Origin of the sequence: Massilia putida (genome assembly GCF_001941825.1) — a bacterium.
GTDB classification, from domain to species: domain Bacteria; phylum Pseudomonadota; class Gammaproteobacteria; order Burkholderiales; family Burkholderiaceae_D; genus Telluria; species Telluria putida.
Genome location: NZ_CP019038.1, coordinates 1,418,577 through 1,441,762, shown reverse-complemented (window position 1 = coordinate 1,441,762; position 23,186 = coordinate 1,418,577). Strand labels below are relative to the sequence as shown.

Here is a 23,186-nt window from a genome sequence, read left to right as displayed (position 1 = left end):
GCCCGGACCCTTGATGGTCGCGGCGGATGCATGGTAATCGTCGGAACTTTGAACATGAGCGAACCGAGGCTGAAATCCGTGCTGTGCAGTTCGCCCGCCGGCCTGCACCGCATGGCGTACAAGGAGTGGGGCGATCCCGCCAACACGAATGTGCTCGTCTGCGTGCACGGCGTGACGCGCGTGGCGGACGATTTCGACGCGCTGGCGCAAGCCATGAGCGACCGCTACCGCGTGGTGTGCCCGGACGTCGCGGGGCGCGGCCGTTCCGACCGGCTGCGCGACCCGGCGCTGTACGTCATTCCGCAATACGTGGCCGACATGGTGACCCTGATCGCGCGCGTGACCGCGGGCAGCGAGGACGAAGGCGTCCACTGGTTCGGCACGTCGATGGGCGGCCTGGTCGGCATCGGCCTCGCGTCGCTGCCGGGTAACCCGATCCGCCGGATGGTGCTGAACGACATCGGGCCCGTGCTGGACCCGGCCGCGATGGCGCGCATCGGCGACTACATCGGCCAGGCCCTCCGCTTCAAGACGTTCGAGGAAGGCGCCGCGTTCGTGCGGACAACCTCCACGCCGTTCGGTCCGCACAGCGAGGAAGAATGGGACAAGCTGGCGCGCGACGTGCTCGTGCAGCAGCCGGACGGCCAGTGGGTGCGCCACTACGACCTCGGCCTGGCCGCGCCCTTCAAGGCGCTGACGCCGGAGAAGGTGGCGCGGGACGAGGCGCAGCTGTGGGCGGCGTACGATGCGATCCGCTGTCCTACGCTGCTCGTGCGCGGAGAATTGTCCGACCTGCTGTCGCGCGCGACGGCGGAAGAGATGACGCGGCGCGGACCGAAGCCGCGGCTGGTGGAGATCGCGGGCGTGGGCCATGCGCCCACGTTCCTGCAGCCGGCACAGATCGCGATCGCGCGGGAATTTTTGACCGGCTGATGCAAGGCCGGAGGTGTTCGGCTCCACGGCCGGGCGAAACGGCCGCAAGGCCTTGTTTTAGGACTTAGAGAAAAGCATGGAAATCAAACGACTGCACGTAGGCAAACGACTGTCCGAAGTCGCCATCCACAACGGTACGGTGTACCTGGCCGGCCAGATCGCCAGCGACACGAAGCAGGACATCCTCGGCCAGACGCGCGAAGTGCTGGGCCACATCGACCGCCTGCTGGCGGAGGCGGGCAGCGACAAGAGCCGTATCCTCTCCACCCAGATCTACATCACCGACATGGCCAACTTCCCGGCGATGAACACGGTGTGGGAAGCGTGGGTCGTGCCGGGCCAGACGCCGCCGCGCGCCACCGTCGAAGCCAAGCTGGCCGATCCGGCCTGCCTGGTCGAAGTCGTCGTCGTGGCCGCCCAGGCGTAAGCACGCGCGATGGTATCGATTGTCGCGCTCGGCGACGCCACCACCCAGCTGGTCCATGGGCTCGGTCCTGAGGACTGTGCGCGCGTAAGAGGCGCGCTCGACTTCGCGGCCGCGTCGTATGCCGACCGCGCTGCGGCCACCGGCCAAAGCGCGTTCGAGTTCTCGCTGGGCGTGGCCGGCACGCTGGCGCTGCTCGGCAGCGATGCCGAGACCCGCATCGCCGGCCTGCTGTTCGAGCTGGCGATCGTGGAGCCGGGCGTGGCCGAGGCGCTCGAGGAGCGCTTCGGCAAGGAAGTGGCGGACATGGTGCGCGGCGTGCACCAGCTGATCCGCCTGCGCGACCTGACGGCGGCCCAGGCCCCCGTCGGGCGCGGCAAGAATGCGGCCCAGGAAGCGATGGCGCAGGTCGAGACCTTGCGCAAGATGCTGCTGGCGATGGCCAGCGACATGCGCGTCGTGCTGATCCGTCTCGCGTCGTGCGTGATCACGCTGCGCTTCTTCGCGGAGCACAAGCGCTTCGACGACGTCACGCGCAACTACGGCCGCGAAGTGCTGGACCTGTACGCGCCGCTCGCCAACCGCCTCGGCATCTTCCAGCTGAAATGGGAGCTGGAAGACCTGTCGTTTCGGATGATGGAGCCGGACACGTATAAACGCATCGCCAAGATGCTCGAAGAGAAGCGCATGCTGCGCGAAAGCTTCGTGGCGTCGTCGATCGAGCGCCTGCAGAAGGAGCTCGCGGCCGCCGGCATCAAGGCCGAGGTCTTCGGCCGGCCGAAGCACATCTACAGCATCTGGAAGAAGATGCGCGGCAAGGAGCTCGATTTCTCCGAGCTGTACGACGTGCGCGCGTTCCGCGTGATCGTCGACGACATCAAGACGTGCTACACGGTGCTGGGCGTCGTCCACAACATCTGGACGCCGATCCCGAAGGAATTCGACGACTACATCTCGCGTCCGAAAGCGAACGGCTACCAGTCGCTGCACACGGTCGTGACGGCCGAGGACGGGCGGCCGCTGGAAGTGCAGATCCGCACCCACGAGATGCACAACTTCGCCGAATACGGCGTGGCCGCGCACTGGCGCTACAAGGAAGAAGGCGGCTCGAATTTTAAGAGCCAGGAATACGACGAAAAGATCGCGTGGCTGCGCCAGCTGCTGGCGTGGAAGACCGAGGTCGCGAGCGCCGTCACGGGCCAGGAAGAGCTGCAGCGCGAATGGGTCGAGAAGCTGAAATCGACCACGCTGGACGACCGCATCTTCGTGCTGACGCCGCAGGCGCGCGTGCTCGAGCTGCCGGTCGGCGCGACGCCCATCGACTTCGCCTATCACCTGCACAGCGAAGTGGGACACCGCTGCCGCGGCGCCAAGGTCGACGGCGTGATGGTCCCGCTGAACACGCCGCTGAAGAACGGCCAGACGTGCGAGGTCATCACGGCGAAGGGCCCGGCCGGCAGCCAGGGGCCGTCGCGCGACTGGCTCAGTCCCGGCTACACGGTCTCGAGCCGTACGCGCTCGAAGATCCGCGCCTGGTTCCACGCGCTGGAACTGGCCGAGACCCTGGGGCACGGCCGCGCGCTCGTCGAGAAATCGCTGCAGCGCGAAGGCAAGACGGCCGTCAACCTGGATACGCTGGCGCACAAGCTGGGGTTCACGAAGGTCGACGACCTGTTCATCGCCGTCGGCAAGGAAAAATTCAGCCTGCGCCACGTGGAAGCGGCGCTGCACGACACGGGCGCGCCGGCGGCCCCGGCCGCGGACGAAGCCGTCGTCAACAAGAGCCGCGCGTCGAGCGTGGAGCAGGGCGCCAAGTCGGGCGTGCTGGTCGTCGGCACGGAAGGCCTGATGACGCAGCTCGCGCGCTGCTGCAAGCCGGCGCCGCCGGACCCGATCGTGGGCTTCGTCACGCGCGGCAAGGGCGTGTCGATCCACCGCGCCAGCTGCAAGAATTTCGCCGAGATGGCGGCCCGGAGCCCGGAACGCGTGCTCGAGACGGAATGGGGCACGACGGGCCTGGAGACGGTGTTCCCGGTCGATATCTTCATCCTCGCGAGCGACCGCCAAGGCCTGTTGCGCGACATTTCCGAAGTGCTGGCCATCTCGAAGATCAACGTGATCGGCGTGAATACCCAGAGCAGCAAGGGCACGGCTAAGATGGTGTTCACGGCGGAGATCAGCTCGACCGGCCAGTTGCAGAAGGCGCTCGCGGCGATCGCCGAGGTGAAGGGCGTACAGCAGGCACGGCGCACCTGACGTGCGCCGGGCTTGCGCGTAGGGTGGACGGCTGCACCGTCGCGGCCAGATCGACCGCATCGTGTGCGCCGCCCACGCGCGACATCCGCACCAGGTTGGCGGTGGGTGGTGCGTCCGCAAGTCGCAAACACGGTATCATGTCAATATGCCAATCACCTCCCTCCTGTACGTCAAACCGCGCCTGTGGGGCGTCATGGCCGCGCGTTACGCCGCCAGCTGGTGGGCCATGCTGCACCTGGGCGCCGTCGCCCTCGTGATGGCGCTGTCGCCGTCCACCTATCACCGCGCCAACCGCCTCGCCACGTCGCGCTACATCTATGCGAGCACGTGGCAGGTGCTGCCGTGGTTCACGGTGCTGACGGCGCTCGTCAGCCTCGTCATCATCCGCATCGTGCTCGTCACCGCCCAGAGCTACGGCCTGTCGCGCTATGCGCTGGAGATGGTCGTGCGGGTGCTCGTGCTCGAACTGCTGCCGCTGTCGGCCGCGATGTTCGCCGCGCTGCGGGCCGGCATGGCGTTCGACGCCAGCGCCATGGGGCTCGCGCGCAGCGGCGTGCCGGCCGGTGAGGCGACGGCCGAGACCTTGCGCCGCCTGCGCCGTGACCTCGTGCCGCAGGTGATCGCCAACGCGTTTTCCGTGCTGAGCCTCGCGATGGTCTCCAGCACCATCGTGCTCGTGCTGGCCTACCTGAACGTGTACGGCCTGTCGCCGTGGGGCCTGCCGGACTACACGCGCACGGTGGGCCGCGTGTTCGACCCGACGGTGACGCTCGGCTTCGTGTTCAAGACGGTGCTGTTCGGGCTCGCGGTGGCCGTGATCCCGAGCGCCGCCATCCTGGAACTGCTGCGCCGCCCGCGCCGCCTGCGCACGAACGTGCAGCCGGGCGCGCTGCGGCTGCTGTTCGTGCTGCTGCTGATCGAGGCCAGTTCGCTGGCCGTCAAATACATTTAAACGATGAACGACAAAGACATTTCCCCGGACGAGCCGAAACACGTGGAAGCGAAGGCGCTGTTCCTGCTCGTCCTGATCGGCGCGCTGATCGTCGCCTTCTTCCTGTACGTGATGTACGCGCGCGGCGTGTTCGAGAAGACGCAGCAGCTGGTGCTGGTGGCCGACGATTCCGAGGGCGTGATCCCGGGCATGGACATGAGTTTCGCCGGCTTCCCCATCGGGCGCGTGCGCCAGGTGGAGCTGGGCCGCGACGGCAAGGTGAACGTCATCGTCGACATCGCGAAAAACGATGCGAAATGGCTGCGCACGACCAGCGTGTTCACGCTCGAGCGCAGCGTCGTCGGCGAGACCCGGCTGCGCGCGTACAGCGGCGTGCTGACGGATCCGCCGCTGCCCGACCACGCCCAGCGTCCGGTCCTGCGCGGCGACGCGGCGGCCGAGATCCCGCGCCTGCTCGCGACGGCGCGCACGCTGCTGGAAAACCTGGAGACCATGACCCGCGCCGATTCCCACATCGGCAACACGCTGGCCAACGTCGAGGCGCTGTCGGGCCGCCTGTCCGGCCGCTATGGCCTGCTGGGCACGGCGCTGGGCGGCGACGCCGAGGCGGAAAAGCTGCTGCAGACGCTGCACCGCGTGGACACCCTGCTGGCCAAGACGGACCGGCGCGTGTTCGGCAAGAACGGCGTGATGGACGACGCGCAGGGCGCGATCCGCGAATTGAACGGCCTGCTGGCCGACGCGCGCGGCACCCTGCAGAAGGCCGATGCCGTGCTGGCGGAGGCGCAGGCCGTCGCCAAGAACGCGCACGCCGCCACCGACGACCTGGGCCACCTGCGCGGCGAGGTCGATGCGAGCCTGCGCAAGGTGAACCGCCTCGTCGACGAGATCAACCGCAAATGGCCGTTCAAGCACGATACGGAGATCAAGCTGCCATGATGACCAAGCCATATCTCGCCGCCGCCGCCGTTGCCGTCGCCGCGCTCGTCGTATTGCCCGGCTGCGCCAGCAAGCCGCAGCCGCCGGCGTGGGAAGGCGACGCGCGCAGTTCGCTCGACGGCTTCATGATCGATTTCCTGCGCGGCGATTCGGCGGCCGCCGACGCCGAGTTCGCGCGTGCCCGCCGGGCGAGCGCCAGCACGGGACGGTTCGACGTCGTCGCCCAGGCCGAGCTGGTACGCTGCGGCGTGAAGGCCGCGGCGCTCGACTACGATTGTCCAGGCTTCGCGGCGCTCGCCAGCGATGCCACGGCGGCCCAGCGCGCGTACGCCGCCTACCTGGACGGCCGCTGGCAGGGGCTCGACGCCGCGCTGCTGCCGGAGCAGCACCGCGCCGTCGTCACGAGCGGCTCGCTGGCCGGCGTCGCCGATCCGCTGGCGCGCCTCGTCGCGGCCGGGGCGCTGCTGAAGGCGGGCCGCATCACGCCGCCCGACATCGGGGCGGCCGTCGACACGGCGTCCAGCCAGGGCTGGCGCCGTCCACTGCTGGCGTGGCTGGGTGTGCAGGAACAGCGTGCCCGCGCGGCCGGCGATGCGGCGGCCGTGGAACGCATCCGCCGCCGCATCGAACTGGCCTCGCAAGGCTGATTATTTGACGCGAACTTATTTGACGCGGACTACACGCGCGGCGCTGTTGTTGGCTTCCAGCTGAAGGAAATAGGCGCCGAGCGCCCCGCGTTCGATGCGCACGGGCGGATCGGCCAGGTCCGGCAGCACGGCCTCGACGTCGTCCACGACGCGCCAGACCTGGCCGTTGGCGAGCAGGATCTGCGTGCCGTAGCGCCAGCCGTCCAGGTGGCCGCGCACGGTGCCGCGGATCGCCTGCGGTTCGTCGTCGACCTTCTTTTCGAGCCGCTGGATGCCGAAGCGCTGCTCGGCCGATTGCGCCGGGGCGGCATGCGCCACCGGCATCGCCTCGTAGCAGGCAAGGCGGGCGGCCGGGTCGGAGAGGGCGCGGCAGCGCAGCACGATGGCGTCGTCGACGGCGCAGGCGGCGCCGGCGGCGAACAGCAGGAGGAGCGGGAGCGTTTTCATGCGCCCCATTATATCGGGCCTACGCGCCGGTGCCCGGCGCCGCTTCCAGATGCTGCCGCGCGGGACGCAGCGCGGGCGGCAGCTGGTTGTGGATGCGCACGGCCGCGCGCGCGGCCTGGCCCGTCGCCACGGCGATCTGGTTCAGGCCCACGACCACGTCGCCGATCGCATAGAGGCCCGGCACCGTCGTCTGCTGGTGGTCGTCCACGACGATCTCGTCGCACTGCGCCGTGCGCGCGCCCAGCTTCGCGGCGAGTCCCGATCGAGCATTCTCGCCCAGCATCGGATAGAACACATCGGCGTCATGCTCCTGGCCATCCTCGGTGTGCAGCACGGGCTTCATCGACGCGTCGAGCGTGACGGACACCAGCGGCGAATCGACGATGCGCACGCCGGCCGCAATCAGCCGGCGGCGGTCCTCGATGCTCAGCATCGACGGCGAGCCCCGTTCGAACAGGGTCACGTCCGCGCTGAACGTGCGCATGAACAGCGCGTGGCCGACGGGATTCACGTCGGCGGTGGCGACGGCGATGCGCTTGTCGATCACGTCGAAGCCGTCGCACACGGGGCACAGGCGCACGGACCCGAAGGCCACGGCTTCGCGCCAGTTCTCGATGGGCAGGCCGGCGTCGGCGACGCCCGTCGCCAGCACCACCGTGTGGGCGCGGATGGTGACGATGCCGTCTTCGCCCTCGGGCACGTAATCCGCGACGAACAGGCCGTCCTCGATGCGCAGGTCGTTGACTTCGCCCGGCATCACGCAGCCGCCGTAGCGCTGCAGCTGCGTTGCGAGGTTGCCCAGCAGGATGTGGCCCGGGACGCCTTCCGGAAACCCGGGGTAGTTGTGCGAGACGGGGATCAGGCGCAGGCGGCTGTTGCCCTTGTCGACGAGGGCGACGTTGCGCGTGAACCGGCGCAGGTAGATGGCGGCGGTGAGACCGCCCGGGCCGCCGCCGACGATCAGGGTGTCGTAAACGTGGGCCGTGGCAAGGTCGGATGGGGTAGGCATGCGCCGATTATCCGCAGGGTAGCCCCGGCTGGGCTATCGGCGTGTGCCCCGAGGCCGGGTCGGAGCCGGCTTACACGGCGTCAGATCAGTGCACGGTTTCGGGCTGGAGCGTGACGTGGTCGATGCCGTGCTTGTCGAGCAGCATCTCCTTCACGGTGCGCAGCACGTCGGGCCAGGCGGTCAGGTCGTCGATCTCGAGGTGGCCGATCAGCGCGGGCTCGCCCGGCGACATGTCCCACACGTGCAGGTCGTGCACGGAGCGTACGCCCGCGATGGCCGCGAGGTCGGCGCCGATCTGCAGGTAATCGATGTGGCGCGGCACGCCTTCCATCAGGAAGTGATAGGACTCGCGCAGGATGCCCACCGTCGACTTGAGGATCAGCAGCGACACGAAGATCGACAGGATCGGGTCGATGCGCACCCAGCCCGTGAAGTGGATGACGGCGCCGGCCGCGATGGCGGCGATCGAGCCGAGCAGATCGCCCAGCACGTTGACGAGCGCGGCACGGGTGTTGATGCTCTGCTCGTCGCGCGACAGCACCCAGGCGACGGTAATATTGATGCACGCGCCGATGCCGGCGACGATGAAGACCGTGCCGCCGGCCACGTACTCGGGGTGCAGGAGGCGCTGGGCGGCCTCGAACATGATCCAGCCCACGAGCAGCAGCATGGCGAGGCTGTTGACGAACGCGGCCAGCGCCTCCGCGCGCACGAAGCCGAACGAATGGCGCGCGGACGGCGGTCGGCGCGCGATCAGCTGGGCCAGCAAAGCGAGGCCGAGGGCGGCGGCATCGGTGACCATGTGACCGGCGTCCGAGATCAGCGCGAGCGAATTCGACAGGAAGCCGCTGATGACCTCGACGAGCGCATACAGGAGGGTCAGCCCGAGCGCGATGGCCATCGCCTTCTGGCTGCGGCCTTCGATCGTGTGGGCGTGGCGGGCATCGCCGTCGAGGTGGGCGTGGAGGTGGGCGGAAGAGTCGGCTTGGTCGGACATGAAAGATAGGGAATGAGGAAACAGGCGGCAGTATACCGGGCGTCCTTGCGGATTTGTGTCCGATCGCCTTATAATGGCGGCATACGGGCGGTTAGTTCAGCTGGTTAGAATACTTGGTCGACATCCAAGGGGTCGCAGATTCGAATTCTGCACCGCCCACCAGAACACCAAAGACAAGCGCGGGGAACTTCGGTTTTCCGCTCTTGTCGTCAGTAAGAGCGAGAAAGGCATAATCGGTTATGACACCGCGAACTACAACCTGGTTGTGGGGGAATCGCTAGACGCGGTACGGTGTGCTTTTGTCTTTCGCAATAGCTCGACGACACTGAAAAAAACGCGCCTGGTGCGCGTTTTTTTTCGTCCAAAGAATTCATTTTCAGACTCATCAATCGCAACGGGCGCATGGCGCCGATGGAGCTCACAATGTTGAATGTTCGCCTCCCGGACGGCTCGAGCCGTCAATTCGAAGGTCCGGTGACGGTCGCCCAGGTGGCGTCCAGCATCGCCCCGAGCCTGGCCAAGGCCGCGCTGGCCGGCAAGGTCAACGGCAAGGTCGTCGACACCTCGTTCCTGATCGAGAGCGATGCCGACCTGGCCATCGTCACGGACAAGGACCCGGAAGGCCTGGACGTCATCCGTCACTCGACCGCCCACCTGCTGGCCTATGCCGTCAAGGAATTGTTCCCGGAAGCGCAAGTGACGATCGGCCCCGTGATCGACAACGGTTTCTACTACGACTTTTCCTACAAGCGCCCGTTCACGCCGGACGATCTGCAAGCCATCGAGAAGAAGATGGCCGAGCTCGCCAAGAAGGATGAGCCGGTCACCCGCAAGGTGTTGCCGCGCGACGAAGCGGTCGCGTACTTCAAATCGATCGGCGAAGACTACAAGGCCGAGATCATCGCGTCGATCCCGGCGAACGAGGACGTGTCGCTGTACACCGAAGGCAAGTTCACCGACCTGTGCCGCGGTCCGCACGTGCCGTCGACCGGCAAGCTGAAAGTCTTCAAGCTGATGAAGCTGGCCGGCGCGTACTGGCGCGGCGATTCGAAGAACGAGATGCTGCAGCGTGTCTACGGCACCGCCTGGGCGAAGAAGGAAGACCAGGAGCAATATTTGCACATGCTGGAAGAGGCCGAGAAGCGCGACCACCGCAAGCTGGGCAAGCAGCTGGACTTCTTCCACTTCCAGGACGAGGCGCCGGGCCTGATCTTCTGGCACCCGAAAGGCTGGACCATCTGGCAGCAGATCGAGCAATACATGCGCAAGACCTACCAGGTCACCGGCTACAACGAGGTCAAGGCGCCGCAGATCATCGACGTCAGCCTGTGGCAGAAGACCGGTCACTGGGACAATTATCGTGAAAACATGTTCACGACCGAGTCGGAAAACCGCACCTATGCGCTGAAGCCGATGAACTGCCCGGGCCACGTGCAGATCTACAACGCCGGTCTGCGTTCGTACCGCGACCTGCCGCTGCGCTACGGCGAGTTCGGCCAGTGCCACCGCAACGAATCGTCGGGCGCGCTGCACGGCCTGATGCGCGTGCGCGGTTTCACCCAGGACGACGGCCACGTGTTCTGCACCGAAGAGCAGATCGCGCCGGAAGTGGTGGCCTTCCACGCCCAGGCGATGAAGGTGTACGAGGACTTCGGTTTCGAGAACATCGACGTCAAGATCGCGCTGCGTCCGGAAAATCGCATCGGTTCCGACGAGGTGTGGGACCAGGCCGAAGAAGCGCTGCGTTCCGCGCTGCGCGGCTGCGGCGTGACCTGGACCGAGCTGCCGGGCGAGGGCGCGTTCTACGGTCCCAAGATCGAATATCACCTGAAGGACAGCCTCGGCCGTCCGTGGCAGGTCGGCACGATGCAGGTCGACTTCTCGATGCCGGGCCGCCTGGGCGCCGAATATGTCGCGGAAGACAACAGCCGCAAGGTGCCCGTGATGCTGCACCGCGCGATCGTCGGCTCGATGGAACGCTTCATCGGCATCCTGATCGAGAACTATGCGGGTGCGCTGCCGCTGTGGCTGGCGCCGGTCCAGGTCGCGATCTTGAACATCTCGGATGCGCAGGCCGATTACGTCAAGCAAGTCGAAGCAAAGCTGAAGGCGGCCGGTTTGCGTGTTCACGCTGATTTGCGGAACGAGAAGATTACCTATAAAATTCGGGAGCATTCCGTCCAAAAACTGCCGTACATCCTAGTTGTCGGCGATAAAGAGCGGGATGCCAACACTGTGGCCGTTCGCGCCCGCGGCAATGTCGATCTCGGCGTCATGTCGGTCGATGCGCTGCTGGAACGCCTCCAAGGCGAGGTAGCATCCAAGGCGAAGTAATCAAGCAAGCGCCTTGAGACGGCACTATCCATTCTTACTTTCAAAGGAAACAACATAGCTACTGACAAGTCGTCACATCGCATCAATGGCGAAATCAACTATCCCGAAATGCGTCTGAACGGGGTGGACAACGAGCCGCTGGGCATTGTGAGCCTGGCCGAGGCGTTTCGTCTGGCCGAAGAAGCGAACGTGGATCTGGTGGAAATCGCGCCGAACGCGGTTCCCCCTGTCTGCCGCCTGATGGACTATGGCAAGTTCAAGTATTCGGAGCAGAAGAAGGCGCACGAAGCCAAGCTGAAGCAGAAGATCATCCAGGTCAAGGAAATCAAATTCCGTCCGGGTACGGACGAGGGTGACTACAGCATCAAGCTGCGTAACCTGATCAAGTTCCTGGAAGAGGGCGACAAGACCAAGATCACGCTGCGCTTCCGCGGCCGCGAGATGGCCCACCAGGACATCGGCGCGCGCATGCTGGAGCGTCTGCGCGGCGACCTCGAGCCGTATGGCCAGGTCGAGCAGTTCCCAAAGCTGGAAGGCCGCCAGATGATCATGGTGGTTGCGCCCAAGAAGAAGAAATAATTCTTCGTCTGCTGCACGCGGGTTCGATCTCGCAGTGACCGTCAAAGCCGGGCCAGGCCCGGGCCCCGGGTTCGCCCGCTGCCCGGGCCTGGCCTATTCCATTTATGTGTCGACCGCCGCATCACGGGTGGGGCGGGGACGCCGTGCCTGCCGTTCAACCAGCTTGTGATCGGTCCGCATGCGTTGTTTGAACGCGTGGAGTCATTGTGTCCAGGGCTCAATGACAAGCCACCCACCCTGCGCGCAAAACATGTGCTAGAATCTGCGGTTCCCATGTTCGCAAGAACGGGAATGCAAGACTGTAGTGGGCCCGCTTCCGCTGCAGAGACAAGTGAAAGCAGGCATCCAAGAGCAGCGTTGCTGCCACCTGCAATCCTGTTACATATGAGGCTGCCTGTAAGAGGGCAGAAGACTATGCCGAAAATGAAAACCAAAAGCTCCGCGAAAAAGCGTTTTCGCGTGCGCCCGGGTGGTACCGTCAAATCGGGTATGGCGTTCAAGCGTCACATCCTGACCAAGAAAACCACCAAGAACAAGCGCCAGCTGCGTGGCACCCGTAACATCAATGCGTCCGACGTCCAAAGCGTCTACCGCATGATGCCGTCTGCTGTTTAATCTCACACTAAGGAGCGAATATGCCTCGAGTAAAACGTGGGGTTACTGCACGTGCCCGTCACAAGAAGGTTCTTGAGCTTGCCAAAGGCTATCGTGGCCGCCGCAGCAAAGTATTCCGTATTGCCAAGCAAGCAGTCATGCGTGCCGGCCAGTACGCATACCGCGACCGCCGCAACAAGAAGCGCGTTTTCCGCGCACTGTGGATCACCCGTATCAACGCGGCTTCGCGTTCGCACGGCATGACCTACAGCGCATTCATGAACGGCCTGAAGAAAGCCGCGATTGAACTGGACCGTAAAGTCCTGGCCGACATGGCTGTCAACGACAAGCCGGCTTTTGCCGCTATCGTGAACACCGTCAAGGCAAAGCTGGCTGCTTAATTCGGACAGCGACCGCAAGACCAGCATCGCGCCGCCGCAGGGTGGCCGATGCGCAAAGGACGGGGCAAAGGTTGAAGGACCGATGCCCTGTTTTTGTTTCTGGCGTTCCCCGCCATCAACAGGAAAACAACAAGCATGAACTCGCTGGAAGAACTCGCGCTTCAAGAACTCGTTACTTCGGCCCAGTCTGACTTTGGGGGCGCACAAGACGTAGCAGCGCTGGAAAACGCAAAAGCGAAATACCTCGGCAAGACCGGCCAGGTGACCGAACTGATGAAGGGCCTCGGCAAGCTCGACCCCGAGCAGCGCAAGGCGCAGGGCGCCCTGATCAACGCCGCCAAAGAAAAAATCGAACAGGCGTTGACGGCCCGCCGCGAAGATCTCGCCAACGCGCAATTGCTCGCGCGCTTGAACGCGGAAGCGATCGACGTCACGCTGCCGGGCCGCGGCCGCTCGATGGGCGGCATCCACCCTGTCATGCGGACCTGGGAACGGGTCGAACAGATCTTCCGCTCGATCGGTTTCGACGTGGCCGACGGCCCCGAAATCGAAACAGACTGGACCAATTTCACCGCGCTGAACAGCCCGGAAAACCACCCGGCACGCTCGATGCAGGACACGTTCTACATCGAAGGCAACGACAGTACCGGCAAGCCGCTGCTGCTGCGCACCCACACGAGCCCGATGCAGGTGCGTTATGCCCGCACCCATACGCCGCCGATCAAGGTGATCGCGCCGGGCCGCACGTACCGCGTCGACAGCGACGCGACGCACTCGCCGATGTTCCACCAGGTCGAAGGCCTGTGGATCGGCGAAGACATCAGCTTTGCCGACCTGAAGGGCGTGTACCTGAACTTCGTGAAGGCCTTCTTCGAGACGGACGACCTGCAGGTCCGCTTCCGTCCGTCGTACTTCCCGTTCACCGAACCGTCGGCCGAGATCGACATCGCGTTCGGTTCCGGTCCGCTGAAGGGCCGCTGGCTGGAAGTGTCGGGCGCCGGCCAGGTGCACCCGACGGTCGTCCGCAATTTCGGACTGGATCCGGAAAAATTCATCGGTTTCGCGTTCGGTTCGGGCCTGGAGCGCCTGACCATGCTGCGTTACGGGATCAACGATCTGCGCCTGTTCTACGAGGGCGATCTGCGTTTCCTGAAGCAATTTAATTAAATGGATTCATAAACCTGCTGCGCGTTGCAGTGTCGGTCTGCGATGCGCGCTGTACTCGCGTACAGCTGCGCTTCTCGACCGAAACTGCCGCCGCTCGCTACGGTTTCTGAAACCATTTAAAAGCTAACTACCAAAATCAGTAGGGCAAAGAATATGCAATTCTCTGAAAACTGGCTCCGTTCCATGGTCGATCCGAAGATGAGCTCGGACGAACTCGCGCACCTGCTCACGATGTCCGGCCTGGAAGTGGAAGAGGTCGAACCGGTCGCGCCGCCGTTCTCCAACGTCGTCGTGGCGGAGGTCAAGGAAGTGGCCAAGCACCCGAACGCGGACCGCCTGAATGTGTGCCAGGTCGACGTCGGCACCGGCACCTTGCTGAACATCGTCTGCGGCGCCCCGAACGTGCGCGCCGGCATGAAGGCGATCTGCGCGAAGGCGGGCGCCGTGTTGCCGCCGGGTCCGGACGGCAAGCCGTTCGAGATCAAGGTCGGCAAGCTGCGCGGCGTCGAATCGCAGGGCATGATGTGCTCGGCGAAAGAACTGAAAATCTCGGAAGAGAGCAGTGGTTTGATGGAGCTGCCGGAAGACGCGCCCATCGGCCAGAACATCCGCGACTACCTCGGCCTGAACGACCTGAAATTCACGATCAAGCTCACGCCGAACAAGGCGGACTGCCTGTCCGTGCTGGGCGTGGCGCGCGAAGTCTCCGCGCTGACCGGCGTGCCGATGTCGCTGCCGCAGTTCCGCCCGGTGACGGTGAACACGGATGAAGTGCTCCCCGTAACAATTTCCGCGACCGACCTGTGCGGCCGCTTCACCGGTCGCGTCATCCGCGGCCTGAACGCGAAAGCGGCGACGCCGGAATGGATGAAGCGCCGCCTCGAGCGCAGCGGCCAGCGTTCCGTGTCGGCCCTCGTCGACATCTCGAACTACGTGATGCTGGAAGTCGGCCGTCCGTCGCACGTGTTTGACCTGGACAAGATCCACGGTGGCATGGACGTGCGCTGGGGCCGCAAGGGCGAATCGCTGAAACTGTTGAACGGCAACACGGTCGAGGTCGACGAGTGGGTCGGCGTCATCTCCGACGAGAAAGAGATCGAGTCTCTGGCCGGCATCATGGGCGGCGATTCCACCGCCGTGACCCTGGACACGACGAACATCTACCTGGAAGCCGCGTTCTGGTGGCCGAACGCCATCCAGGGCCGCGCGCGCCGCTACAACTTCTCGACGGATGCTGCGCACCGCTTCGAGCGCGGCGTCGATTACGCGACGACCGTAGAGCATATCGAGCGCCTGACGTCGCTGATCGTCGAGATCTGCGGCACGGGCGACACGAAAGTCGGTCCGATCGACGACCAGGCCCCGAACCTGCCGCAGCGCAAGCCGGTCACCCTGCGCACGGCGCGCGCGGCGAAAGTCATCGGCGTGCCCGTCACGGACGAGATGGTGGCCGACATCTTCACGCGCCTGCACCTGCCGTACGAAGCGGAGCAGGGCCTGTTCCACGTGACGGCGCCGTCGTACCGCTTCGACATCGAGATCGAGGAAGACCTGATCGAGGAAGTGGCGCGCGTGTACGGCTTCGAGAACATCCCGGCGCTGCCGCCCGTCGCGCCGTCGGCGATGCTGATCGAACCGGAAAACACCCGTTCGCTGTTCGCCATCCGCCACCAGCTGGCCGACCTGGGTTACCAGGAAGTGGTGAACATGAGCTTCGTCGAGCAGCAGTGGGAAGCCGATTTCGCGAACAATACCGACCCGATCCGCCTGCAGAACCCGATCGCCAGCCAGCTGAGCGTGATGCGTTCCACGTTGATCGGCAGCCTCGTCGCCAATGTGCGCTACAACCTGAACCGCAAGGCGGGCCGCGTGCGCGTGTTCGAAGTGGGCGGCGTGTTCCTGCGCAACCCGGCAGCCCAGGACGGTCCGCTGGCCGTCGCCGGCTTCGACCAGCCCAAGCGCGTCGCCGCCATCGCCTATGGCCCGGCCGCGGACGAGCAGTGGGGGCAGCCGACCCGCGCCGTCGACTTCTTCGACGTCAAGGCCGACCTGGAAGCGCTGTTCGCGCCGCGCGCCGTGCGTTTCAGCAGGGCGGAGCATCCGGCTCTGCACCCGGGCCGTTGCGCGTCGGTCGAGGTCGACGGCAAGGTCGTGGGCATCATCGGCGAACTGCACCCGCGCTGGCTGCAGAAATACGACCTGCCGCAGGCCCCCGTGCTGTTCGAGGTGGATGCCGACGCGCTGCGCGCGCGCGACGTCCCGCGCTACGTGGAAATCTCCAAGTTCCCGGGCGCCACGCGCGACCTGGCGCTGGTCGTCAAACAGGACGTCCCGGCCCAGGCGCTGCTCGACGCTTTCCACGCGGAACTGGCGTCGAACGCCTTGGGCAAACTCGTGCAAGCCGTTGTTTTATTTGATGAATACCGCGGCAAGGGTTTGGAACAAGATGAAAAAAGTCTTGCTTTCCGCTTTGGCTTGCAAGATACTCAATCGACGCTGCAGGACGATGCGGTCGAGGCCATCATGGCCGCGCTCGCATCCGCGGCACAACAAAAACACGGCGCAAAACTGCGTGGTTGATAAAAAAGGCCAGAGGCCTATCGGGGCATCGAGACACCGCTTCGGTTGATCGAGCCCCACCAAATCCAGAACTTGAAGGTGGCTTAAATTAACAACAACGACGTTGATTCCGCCGTGCTCCAGGAAGCGCTGGCCGCTGACCTGCATCGTGCGATGCAGGTGGCCCGGGTACGGAAGGAAGCGGAAAAGGAGTTGCCGACTCTGACCAAGGCGGAGCTGGCCGAGCTGCTGTTCGAGCAGGTCGGGCTGAACAAGCGCGAGGCCAAGGACATGGTCGAGACGTTCTTCGATGAAATCCGCAATGCGCTCGAGCGCGGCGAGGCGGTCAAGCTGTCCGGCTTCGGCAACTTCCAGTTGCGCGACAAGCCCCAGCGCCCCGGCCGTAACCCGAAAACCGGGGAAGAAATCCCCATCACGGCGCGCCGCGTCGTGACGTTCCACGCCAGCCAGAAACTCAAGGGCATGGTCGAAGAGGCGAATCCGGGCAGTCCGGGCAGCCCGGGTCGACCTTCCCTGGCGCGGGCAGCCTGATAAAGCCGTAACGGCTTGTGAACGATGAACGACCGACCGAACAAGATGGAACCGACCGTGCTGCCGCCGATTCCGGCCAAGCGCTATTTCACGATTGGCGAAGTCAGCGAATTGTGCGGGGTCAAGCCGCATGTGCTCCGCTACTGGGAGCAGGAATTTACCCAGCTCAAACCGGTCAAACGTCGTGGAAACCGCCGTTATTACCAGCACCACGAGGTGCTGCTGATCCGGCGTATCCGCGAACTGCTGTATGAGCAGGGCTTCACCATCAGCGGTGCGCGCAATCGCCTGGACGGGCGGAGCCAGCACGACGCTGACGCATTGCCGGAACCTCCACCGCCGGCCGTGCCGACCATCGAGCCGGAGCAATTGCGTGCCGAGCTGCACGCGATCCTTGCCCTGCTCCAGCACGGTTCACCTGCGGCCTGACGGGCTCGCCGTACGCGTAGCCGTCGACGCAGCCAGCTCAGGCGTGCGCTCCTGTTGTTCTGCACCCTGGAGGTGCTAAAATGTCACTTGCAGTTTGCTGACTCAAACGCATGACCTGACCGGAGGCGTGAGGGGCCAGCCTCGGCTCTTTCCTGTATCGGGAAAACTTAAGGGAAGACAATGATACGCGTTGCCATTTGTGACGATCACCAGATAGTTCGAGCAGGTTTCAAACAGATTTTTTCGTCGTCGGGCGAGTTCGAAGTCGTTGCCGAAGGCGCGACTGGACGCGAAGCCCTCGATATCGCACGCCGCGAGATCTGCGACGTGCTGCTGCTGGATATCGCCATGCCGGATCAGAGCGGCATCGATATCCTGCGCACCATTCGCCAGGGCCAGCCGAACCTGCCGGTCCTGATCCTGTCCGGCTATCCAGCCCAGCAGTATGCGCTGAACCTGTTCAAGATGGGGGCCAACGGCTACCTGAACAAGGAATGCGATGCCGACGAACTCAAGACGGCCGTGCGTACCGTGTACCAGGGCCGCCGCTACGTGAGTTCGCAGGTCGGTGAACTGCTGGCCCAGAGTTTCGATCGCGATCCGAACACCGCGCTGCACACGGAATTGTCGGACCGCGAATTCCAGGTGTTCCTGCGCCTGGCGAAGGGGGCGACCGTGTCCGACATCGGCAATGCGCTGTCGCTGTCGATCAAGACGGTCTCGACTTACCGTACTCGCATCATGGAAAAGATGGGGCTGCAGTCGAACAGCGACCTGACGTATTACGCCATGAAAAACAACCTGCTCGACTGAGCAGGGCAGGCTCACCAGGTTGTCGCGCCATGCGCGCGGCTGGCTGATGAGCCTGCAACTGTAATAGCATTTATGTCATTTGCTATGCAGAATTGTTAATTTCACGTCGTCATCCCGCCACATTTCCTCGTCCGCGCGCCTAATCGACCTCCGTGGCAACTTTTCCCAGTCTATAATGACTCGGACAGGCCAAGCTGCGCGAAAGGAACGACAGAGGATGTTTTTCACCACCGACCCCAAGTTCAGGCCGGTTCGCAGCCTTCCGTTGTACCAGACCCTGCTGTGTGTCGTGTGCGTCCTGATCCTGGTCCTCAACGGCGTAAGCCTGGTCCGCAACCTGGACGGGCTGAAGACTGCCAACGCGCGCCAAGCGCAGGCCGATCGTGTGACGGCGAAACTGCAATACCTGAACCTGCTCGTCACCGATGCGGAGAGCGGTCTGCGCGGCTATTTCCTTTCCGGCTCCGACACCTATCTCGGCCCGCTGCGCACGGCCGAGCGTGAACTGGATGGACAGTTCAACAGCCTCAGGACGCTGCTGGCCGACAGTCCTTCCCAGTTGAAGAACCTGGCCCAGCTGCAAACGCTCGTCACCCGCCGCGTCAACCTGATGAACCAGGGCCTGGACGTGTATCGCCACGGCGGCCTGAACGACATCGTCGCCATCGCGCAGAGCCAGGAAGACAAGACCCACATGGACGAGATCCGCCTGCAGGTGGTGATCATGACGGGCGAACAGAACGAATTGCTGGCGGCCCGCAGTGCCGTCTTCTACGACCGCTACCGGCTGGCCGCGCTGCGCGGCCTCGGCATCAATCTGGCGGCGCTCGTCGTGCTCGTGCTGTTCTATAACCTGATCCGCCGCGGCTTCCGCGCGCGCCTGAATGCCGAGCGTGCCCTGCAGCAGACCAACGACCACCTGGAATCGCTGGTGACGGAGCGCACCGAACAGCTGTCCGTGCTGTCGCGTCACCTGATCCGCGTGTCGGAAGAAGAAAAGGCGAAACTGGCGCGCGAATTGCACGACGAGATGGGCGCCAACCTGACGGCCATCGGCATGCACCTGGCGACCGTCGGCGACCAGCTGAAGGCGACGCATCCCGAGCAGGCGGCGACGCTGGCCCGCGCCCGTGCCACGCTGATCGAAACGGTGGAGCTGAAGCGCCGCATCGTCGAGGGGCTGCGTCCCAGCCTGCTCGACAACCTTGGCTTGGCCGCCGCGCTGCAAAGCTATTGCGACGATTTCGGCCGCACGACGGGCGTCGATTGCGAAGCGCTGATCGAGGGCGACGTCGACGGCGCCGGCCCGACGCAGGCGATCGCGCTGTTCCGCATCGCGCAGGAATCGTTGAACAACGTCGCCAAATATGCCCAGGCCCGCCACGTCGTCGTGCACCTTGCACGCGAAGGCGAGGCGTTCACGCTGGAAGTCAGCGACGACGGCGTCGGCATCCCGCCGGACGCGATGCGCCGTCCGAAATCGCATGGTTTACTGGGGATGCGCGAACGCGCGCTGCTGCTGGGAGGAACGTTGCGGGTGGATCGCGGCGTGAACGGGATCGGCACCACTGTCCACGCCGTCGTCCCAGTGACGGTGCCGGGTCTTGATGCCGGCGGGACCGCGTCAGGCGGTGCCCTGGATATTTCGGCGCTGGCCGTGGCGCCATCGGACGATCCGGCGGCTGGCGCTCCGTCGGGCGATGCAGGGACGGAGCAGGCCGAATTGGCCGCACATCAATTACAGAATCAATTACGAGCTGCCCAAGCCCAGTCGCCACTGGCGACCGCGGGCCGGGATGCCGCGACACTCATGCGCGCGATACATCCGACAGCAGACGGTCATACTCGCTTTTAGCGACCTTGTAGCACTCGCCCGCATAGTCTTCCAGGCCCTGGCGGTTCAGCACGGTGATATTGCCGCGGCGGTACTGGATCAGGCCTTCGTCCTGCAGCTTGCCGGCAGCGGCCGTGATGCTTTCGCGGCGCACGCCCAGCATGATGGAGATGAGTTCCTGGGTGACTTTCAGTTCATTGCTCGGCGAACGGTCCAGGCGGTCGAGCAGCCAGCGGCACAGTTTCTGTTCGATCGAGCTGTGGCGGCCGCCGACGGCGTTCTGGGCCATCTGCGCGAACAGCGCGTTCGTGTAGCGCATCAAGAGCTGGGGCAGGGCGCCGCCCTTGTTGAAGGCGTCGCGCAGATATTGCGTCTTGAGGCGGTAGCCGTAGCCGGCGCTCTGGACGACGGCGCTGCAGGTGGCGCGTTCGCCCATGAACAGCGACACGCCGACGGCGCCTTCATGGCCGACCACGGCGATTTCCGTCGTGGCACCGTCTTCCATCACGTACAGCAGGGAGACGATGGCGGTGGTGGGGAAATACACGTATTCCAGCTTGCTGCCGTATTCGAACAGCTCCTTGCCGAAGGGCAGAGGAACCAGTTCCAGGTGCTCAAACAGGGTTTCCAGGTCTTGGCGCGGAAGGGCCGCGAGCAACTCGTTTTGTTGGGTGCCGCTGTAGCTGACAACCGGTCGGGCGGCCAGTTTGATTTCTTCGCTGGTCGAGGGGATCTGATTCACCGATTGCGCTTTTTTCTGGGCGGCGCTACCGAGTTGGGCGTTATTCATATTGTCCTCGTTATCTCTGACATACATCACTGGGGCGATTGCTTGGATGGGTTTCCTCATCGCGATGTGTGTACATTAATGCCATAGTCTCTTGCCGAACATAAGACTAGCTGTCGCCCCCATGTAGGCTCCGTGCATGATGTTTTGTCAGTCCAGTCCTACTAGAGAGAAACTTTCGGTTGAGCGGATTTTTTATCATTCCGATAATGGTTTGACGGCACTAAAACGTTTGAACGCTCAGCCGTATCGGCCTATTTGGCCACATCCACACGCCCGATGAGGCCGCCACCTGTCCGGTAACCGACGTTCCGCGCCCGAATGCTCCTACATGCGGCACTCCGGTGCGACAGGAATTGGTTCACACAAGGTACGCTGGACCCGGTAAAATCGAGAGTTTTGCAAGCGCCCCAGGGCGAGACCATGTCCAACGAAACCGACGCAATCACCACCGACCAAGAGCCAGCTGTCGCCACGAGCAAGCCGGCCGCCACGATCGCGCGCGAAGTCGCGCGCCGCCGCACCTTCGGCATCATTTCCCACCCCGACGCCGGTAAGACGACGTTGACCGAGAAGCTGTTGCTGTTCTCGGGCGCGATCCAGCTGGCCGGTACCGTCAAGGGCCGCAAGAGCGGCCGCCATGCGACGTCGGACTGGATGGACATCGAGAAGCAGCGCGGCATTTCGGTGGCGTCGTCGGTGATGCAGTTCGAGTTCCGCGACTACGTCATCAACCTCCTCGACACCCCGGGCCACCAGGACTTTTCGGAAGACACGTACCGCGTGCTGACGGCCGTCGACTCCGCGCTGATGGTGATCGACGCCGCCAAGGGCGTGGAAGAACAGACCATCAAGCTGCTCGACGTCTGCCGCATGCGCGACACGCCGATCGTCACCTTCATGAATAAGCTCGACCGCGAAACCCGCGACCCGCTCGAGCTGCTCGACGAGGTGGAATCGGTGCTGAAGATCGAGTGCGCGCCCGTGACCTGGCCGATCGGCATGGGCAAGAACTTCCGCGGCGTGTATCACCTGCTGAACGACGAAGTCATGCTGTTCAAGGCCGGCGAAGAGAAGGCCGACGGCGCCTACGAGATCATCAAGGGCATCGACAATCCGCGCCTCGCGGAGATGTTCCCGCTCGAGATGGAACAGCTCAAGATGGAAGTGGAGCTGGTGCACGGCGCCTCGCATCCGTTCGACCTCGAACGCTTCCTGTCGGGCGTGCAGACCCCCGTCTTCTTCGGCTCCGCCATCAACAACTTCGGCGTGCGCGAGATCCTGTCGGCGCTGATCGACTGGGCCCCGGCCCCGCGCGAGCGCGACGCGACCGTGCGCGCCGTGCGTCCGGACGAGCAGCCGTTCTCTGGCTTCGTCTTCAAGATCCAGGCGAACATGGACCCGGCCCACCGCGACCGCATCGCGTTCCTGCGCGTGTGCTCGGGACGTTTCGAGAAGGGCATGAAGGTCAAGCACCTGCGCCTGGGCCGCGAAGTGAAGCTGTCGTCCGTCGTGACGTTCATGGCGTCGAGCCGCGAACAGGTGGAAGAGGCCTACGCGGGCGACATCATCGGCATGCCGAACCACGGCAACATGCAGATCGGCGACAGCTTTTCGGAAGGCGAGATGCTGACGTTCACCGGCATCCCGTACTTCGCGCCGGAACTGTTCCGCACGGTGCGCATCCGCAATCCGCTCAAGACCAAGCAGCTGCACAAAGGCTTGCAGCAGCTGGGCGAAGAGGGCGCCGTGCAGGTGTTCAAGCCGGTGATGGGCAGCGACCTGATTCTCGGCGCCGTCGGCGTGCTGCAGTTCGAGGTGGTGGCGAGCCGCCTGCTCAACGAATACGGCGTCGACGCCGTGTTCGAGGGCGCGAGCATCAGCAGCGCGCGCTGGGTGTCGAGCGACGACAAGAAGGCGTTGTCCGACTTCGAGACGCAGCTGGCGCACAACGTCGCCTACGATGCGGCCGGCAATATGGCCTATCTCGCCACGTCGGGCGTCAACCTGCGCCTGACGCAGGAGCGCTGGCCGAAGCTGCAGTTCCACGCGACGCGCGAGCACGCCGCGAAGCTGGATTAAGGTATCGGCATGCATGGTGGGCTCGGGGAGCCCACCCTACGGCGTCAATCGAATCGTGGGGTGGGCATTTGCGCCCGGGGCTCAATGAAACGTGCCTGCCGGACGCACCCGTTCACCCCCGCGGCTTGACGACCAGCGCTTCGACGATACTCCCCACGTAACACACTACGAACACGATTTCGGCCAACATGACGCTGACTGGCGTCGGCGCGCCCGCGAGCTGCGCCTCGATCGCCGCCGGATCGGCCGCCATCTTGCCGCTCAACAGCTGGTCCGCCACGGCATTCGCCTCGTCGAGCGCGAAATTGAAATACAGGATCGCCGCCACGACGGCCGGCACCAGGAACAGCAGGGCGCGCCTGCGCCGTCCCAGGTAGTACTGGCCCACGCCGGGAAACACCAGGGCCGACAGCAACGCGCCCACGTTCTTACGTCTCATCCAATCTCCTGT

At 64.4% G+C, this 23,186-nt stretch carries 22 protein-coding genes and 1 tRNA gene; 18 read left to right on the top strand and 5 right to left on the bottom strand.

The window, feature by feature from the left end; translation table 11 throughout:
- Positions 1-54: 54 nt before the first annotated feature.
- From BVG12_RS08670 to BVG12_RS08645, 6 genes are all read left to right on the top strand, one after another.
- On the top strand, positions 55-933 hold the full coding sequence (locus tag BVG12_RS08670) for an alpha/beta fold hydrolase (protein ID WP_075792036.1): 879 nt from the start codon (positions 55-57) through the stop codon (positions 931-933).
- 76 nt (positions 934-1,009) lie between these two features.
- Positions 1,010-1,360: a RidA family protein gene (locus tag BVG12_RS08665; protein ID WP_075792035.1), complete on the top strand. Its 351-nt coding sequence runs from the start codon at positions 1,010-1,012 to the stop codon at positions 1,358-1,360.
- A 9-nt stretch (positions 1,361-1,369) separates the two neighbouring features.
- Positions 1,370-3,613, top strand: a complete 2,244-nt coding sequence (locus tag BVG12_RS08660; protein ID WP_075792034.1) for a RelA/SpoT family protein — start codon at positions 1,370-1,372, stop codon at positions 3,611-3,613.
- A 145-nt stretch (positions 3,614-3,758) separates the two neighbouring features.
- On the top strand, positions 3,759-4,565 hold the full coding sequence (locus BVG12_RS08655) for an ABC transporter permease (protein WP_075792033.1): 807 nt from the start codon (positions 3,759-3,761) through the stop codon (positions 4,563-4,565).
- Positions 4,566-4,568: 3 nt separating this feature from the next.
- Positions 4,569-5,504, top strand: coding sequence for an MlaD family protein (locus BVG12_RS08650; protein ID WP_075792032.1), 936 nt, complete (start codon positions 4,569-4,571; stop codon positions 5,502-5,504).
- Complete coding sequence (locus BVG12_RS08645; protein ID WP_075792031.1) at positions 5,501-6,151, top strand: hypothetical protein; 651 nt, start codon at positions 5,501-5,503, stop codon at positions 6,149-6,151. Before BVG12_RS08650 ends, BVG12_RS08645 begins: the two co-directional genes overlap by 4 nt.
- A gap of 15 nt (positions 6,152-6,166) precedes the next feature.
- Here BVG12_RS08645 and BVG12_RS08640 read toward each other — a convergent pair whose 3' ends face one another.
- The 3 genes from BVG12_RS08640 to BVG12_RS08630 all read right to left on the bottom strand — a co-directional run bounded on the left by BVG12_RS08640 (position 6,167) and on the right by BVG12_RS08630 (position 8,604).
- Positions 6,167-6,598: a hypothetical protein gene (locus BVG12_RS08640; RefSeq protein ID WP_075796264.1), complete on the bottom strand. Its 432-nt coding sequence runs from the start codon at positions 6,596-6,598 to the stop codon at positions 6,167-6,169.
- Positions 6,599-6,617: 19 nt separating this feature from the next.
- Positions 6,618-7,607: an NAD(P)/FAD-dependent oxidoreductase gene (locus tag BVG12_RS08635; protein WP_075792030.1), complete on the bottom strand. Its 990-nt coding sequence runs from the start codon at positions 7,605-7,607 to the stop codon at positions 6,618-6,620.
- A gap of 85 nt (positions 7,608-7,692) precedes the next feature.
- Positions 7,693-8,604, bottom strand: a complete 912-nt coding sequence (locus tag BVG12_RS08630) for a cation diffusion facilitator family transporter (protein WP_075792029.1) — start codon at positions 8,602-8,604, stop codon at positions 7,693-7,695.
- Positions 8,605-8,689: 85 nt separating this feature from the next.
- On the opposite strand from BVG12_RS08630, the gene BVG12_RS08625 reads away from it, so the two are divergent.
- From BVG12_RS08625 to BVG12_RS08575, 11 genes are all read left to right on the top strand, one after another.
- Positions 8,690-8,766 (top strand) — tRNA-Val (locus BVG12_RS08625).
- Between the two features lie 261 nt (positions 8,767-9,027).
- Positions 9,028-10,938, top strand: coding sequence for a threonine--tRNA ligase (thrS, locus tag BVG12_RS08620; protein WP_075792028.1), 1,911 nt, complete (start codon positions 9,028-9,030; stop codon positions 10,936-10,938).
- A 30-nt stretch (positions 10,939-10,968) separates the two neighbouring features.
- A complete protein-coding gene (gene infC, locus BVG12_RS08615; RefSeq protein WP_218921072.1) occupies positions 10,969-11,517 on the top strand; it encodes a translation initiation factor IF-3 in 549 nt (182 codons plus the stop codon).
- Between the two features lie 414 nt (positions 11,518-11,931).
- Complete coding sequence (gene rpmI, locus BVG12_RS08610) at positions 11,932-12,132, top strand: 50S ribosomal protein L35 (RefSeq protein WP_036228503.1); 201 nt, start codon at positions 11,932-11,934, stop codon at positions 12,130-12,132.
- A 20-nt stretch (positions 12,133-12,152) separates the two neighbouring features.
- Positions 12,153-12,512: a 50S ribosomal protein L20 gene (gene rplT / locus BVG12_RS08605; protein WP_036228505.1), complete on the top strand. Its 360-nt coding sequence runs from the start codon at positions 12,153-12,155 to the stop codon at positions 12,510-12,512.
- 135 nt (positions 12,513-12,647) lie between these two features.
- The gene (gene pheS, locus BVG12_RS08600) at positions 12,648-13,679 is read left to right on the top strand and encodes a phenylalanine--tRNA ligase subunit alpha (protein ID WP_075792026.1); all 1,032 of its coding nucleotides are present in this window, start codon (positions 12,648-12,650) and stop codon (positions 13,677-13,679) included.
- A 153-nt stretch (positions 13,680-13,832) separates the two neighbouring features.
- Positions 13,833-16,259 carry a phenylalanine--tRNA ligase subunit beta gene (gene pheT / locus BVG12_RS08595; protein ID WP_075792025.1) on the top strand — a complete coding sequence of 809 codons (2,427 nt, stop codon included), beginning with the start codon at positions 13,833-13,835 and terminating at the stop codon, positions 16,257-16,259.
- Positions 16,260-16,412: 153 nt separating this feature from the next.
- Complete coding sequence (locus BVG12_RS08590; RefSeq protein ID WP_075792024.1) at positions 16,413-16,790, top strand: integration host factor subunit alpha; 378 nt, start codon at positions 16,413-16,415, stop codon at positions 16,788-16,790.
- A 24-nt stretch (positions 16,791-16,814) separates the two neighbouring features.
- Positions 16,815-17,219 carry a MerR family transcriptional regulator gene (locus tag BVG12_RS08585; RefSeq protein WP_075792023.1) on the top strand — a complete coding sequence of 135 codons (405 nt, stop codon included), beginning with the start codon at positions 16,815-16,817 and terminating at the stop codon, positions 17,217-17,219.
- A 180-nt stretch (positions 17,220-17,399) separates the two neighbouring features.
- A complete protein-coding gene (locus BVG12_RS08580; RefSeq protein WP_036228513.1) occupies positions 17,400-18,032 on the top strand; it encodes a response regulator in 633 nt (210 codons plus the stop codon).
- Between the two features lie 217 nt (positions 18,033-18,249).
- Positions 18,250-19,887: a CHASE3 domain-containing protein gene (locus BVG12_RS08575; protein ID WP_075792022.1), complete on the top strand. Its 1,638-nt coding sequence runs from the start codon at positions 18,250-18,252 to the stop codon at positions 19,885-19,887.
- Here BVG12_RS08575 and BVG12_RS08570 read toward each other — a convergent pair.
- The gene (locus BVG12_RS08570) at positions 19,841-20,656 is read right to left on the bottom strand and encodes a Crp/Fnr family transcriptional regulator (RefSeq protein WP_075792021.1); all 816 of its coding nucleotides are present in this window, start codon (positions 20,654-20,656) and stop codon (positions 19,841-19,843) included. The genes BVG12_RS08575 and BVG12_RS08570 overlap by 47 nt on opposite strands.
- A gap of 420 nt (positions 20,657-21,076) precedes the next feature.
- On the opposite strand from BVG12_RS08570, the gene BVG12_RS08565 reads away from it, so the two are divergent.
- Positions 21,077-22,735 carry a peptide chain release factor 3 gene (locus BVG12_RS08565; RefSeq protein WP_075792020.1) on the top strand — a complete coding sequence of 553 codons (1,659 nt, stop codon included), beginning with the start codon at positions 21,077-21,079 and terminating at the stop codon, positions 22,733-22,735.
- A gap of 112 nt (positions 22,736-22,847) precedes the next feature.
- Here BVG12_RS08565 and BVG12_RS08560 read toward each other — a convergent pair whose 3' ends face one another.
- Complete coding sequence (locus BVG12_RS08560; protein WP_083684787.1) at positions 22,848-23,174, bottom strand: hypothetical protein; 327 nt, start codon at positions 23,172-23,174, stop codon at positions 22,848-22,850.
- Positions 23,175-23,186: the final 12 nt, after the last annotated feature.

Excerpts from the sequence above, each read along its gene's own strand:
- rplT (WP_036228505.1), top strand. The coding sequence starts at position 12,153 with ATGCCTCGAGTAAAACGTGGGGTTACTGCACGTGCCCGTCACAAGAAG.
- BVG12_RS08665 (WP_075792035.1), top strand. The coding sequence starts at position 1,010 with ATGGAAATCAAACGACTGCACGTAGGCAAACGACTGTCCGAAGTCGCC.
- BVG12_RS08630 (WP_075792029.1), bottom strand. The coding sequence starts at position 8,604 with ATGTCCGACCAAGCCGACTCTTCCGCCCACCTCCACGCCCACCTCGAC.
- BVG12_RS08575 (WP_075792022.1), top strand. The coding sequence starts at position 18,250 with ATGTTTTTCACCACCGACCCCAAGTTCAGGCCGGTTCGCAGCCTTCCG.
- BVG12_RS08580 (WP_036228513.1), top strand. The coding sequence starts at position 17,400 with ATGATACGCGTTGCCATTTGTGACGATCACCAGATAGTTCGAGCAGGT.
- BVG12_RS08655 (WP_075792033.1), top strand. The coding sequence starts at position 3,759 with ATGCCAATCACCTCCCTCCTGTACGTCAAACCGCGCCTGTGGGGCGTC.
- BVG12_RS08565 (WP_075792020.1), top strand. The coding sequence starts at position 21,077 with ATGTCCAACGAAACCGACGCAATCACCACCGACCAAGAGCCAGCTGTC.
- pheS (WP_075792026.1), top strand. The coding sequence starts at position 12,648 with ATGAACTCGCTGGAAGAACTCGCGCTTCAAGAACTCGTTACTTCGGCC.
- BVG12_RS08560 (WP_083684787.1), bottom strand. The coding sequence starts at position 23,174 with ATGAGACGTAAGAACGTGGGCGCGTTGCTGTCGGCCCTGGTGTTTCCC.
- BVG12_RS08645 (WP_075792031.1), top strand. The coding sequence starts at position 5,501 with ATGATGACCAAGCCATATCTCGCCGCCGCCGCCGTTGCCGTCGCCGCG.
- BVG12_RS08650 (WP_075792032.1), top strand. The coding sequence starts at position 4,569 with ATGAACGACAAAGACATTTCCCCGGACGAGCCGAAACACGTGGAAGCG.
- BVG12_RS08670 (WP_075792036.1), top strand. The coding sequence starts at position 55 with ATGAGCGAACCGAGGCTGAAATCCGTGCTGTGCAGTTCGCCCGCCGGC.
- BVG12_RS08660 (WP_075792034.1), top strand. The coding sequence starts at position 1,370 with ATGGTATCGATTGTCGCGCTCGGCGACGCCACCACCCAGCTGGTCCAT.
- BVG12_RS08585 (WP_075792023.1), top strand. The coding sequence starts at position 16,815 with ATGAACGACCGACCGAACAAGATGGAACCGACCGTGCTGCCGCCGATT.
- BVG12_RS08635 (WP_075792030.1), bottom strand. The coding sequence starts at position 7,607 with ATGCCTACCCCATCCGACCTTGCCACGGCCCACGTTTACGACACCCTG.
- BVG12_RS08640 (WP_075796264.1), bottom strand. The coding sequence starts at position 6,598 with ATGAAAACGCTCCCGCTCCTCCTGCTGTTCGCCGCCGGCGCCGCCTGC.
- BVG12_RS08590 (WP_075792024.1), top strand. The coding sequence starts at position 16,413 with ATGCAGGTGGCCCGGGTACGGAAGGAAGCGGAAAAGGAGTTGCCGACT.
- BVG12_RS08570 (WP_075792021.1), bottom strand. The coding sequence starts at position 20,656 with ATGAATAACGCCCAACTCGGTAGCGCCGCCCAGAAAAAAGCGCAATCG.
- pheT (WP_075792025.1), top strand. The coding sequence starts at position 13,833 with ATGCAATTCTCTGAAAACTGGCTCCGTTCCATGGTCGATCCGAAGATG.
- rpmI (WP_036228503.1), top strand. The coding sequence starts at position 11,932 with ATGCCGAAAATGAAAACCAAAAGCTCCGCGAAAAAGCGTTTTCGCGTG.
- thrS (WP_075792028.1), top strand. The coding sequence starts at position 9,028 with ATGTTGAATGTTCGCCTCCCGGACGGCTCGAGCCGTCAATTCGAAGGT.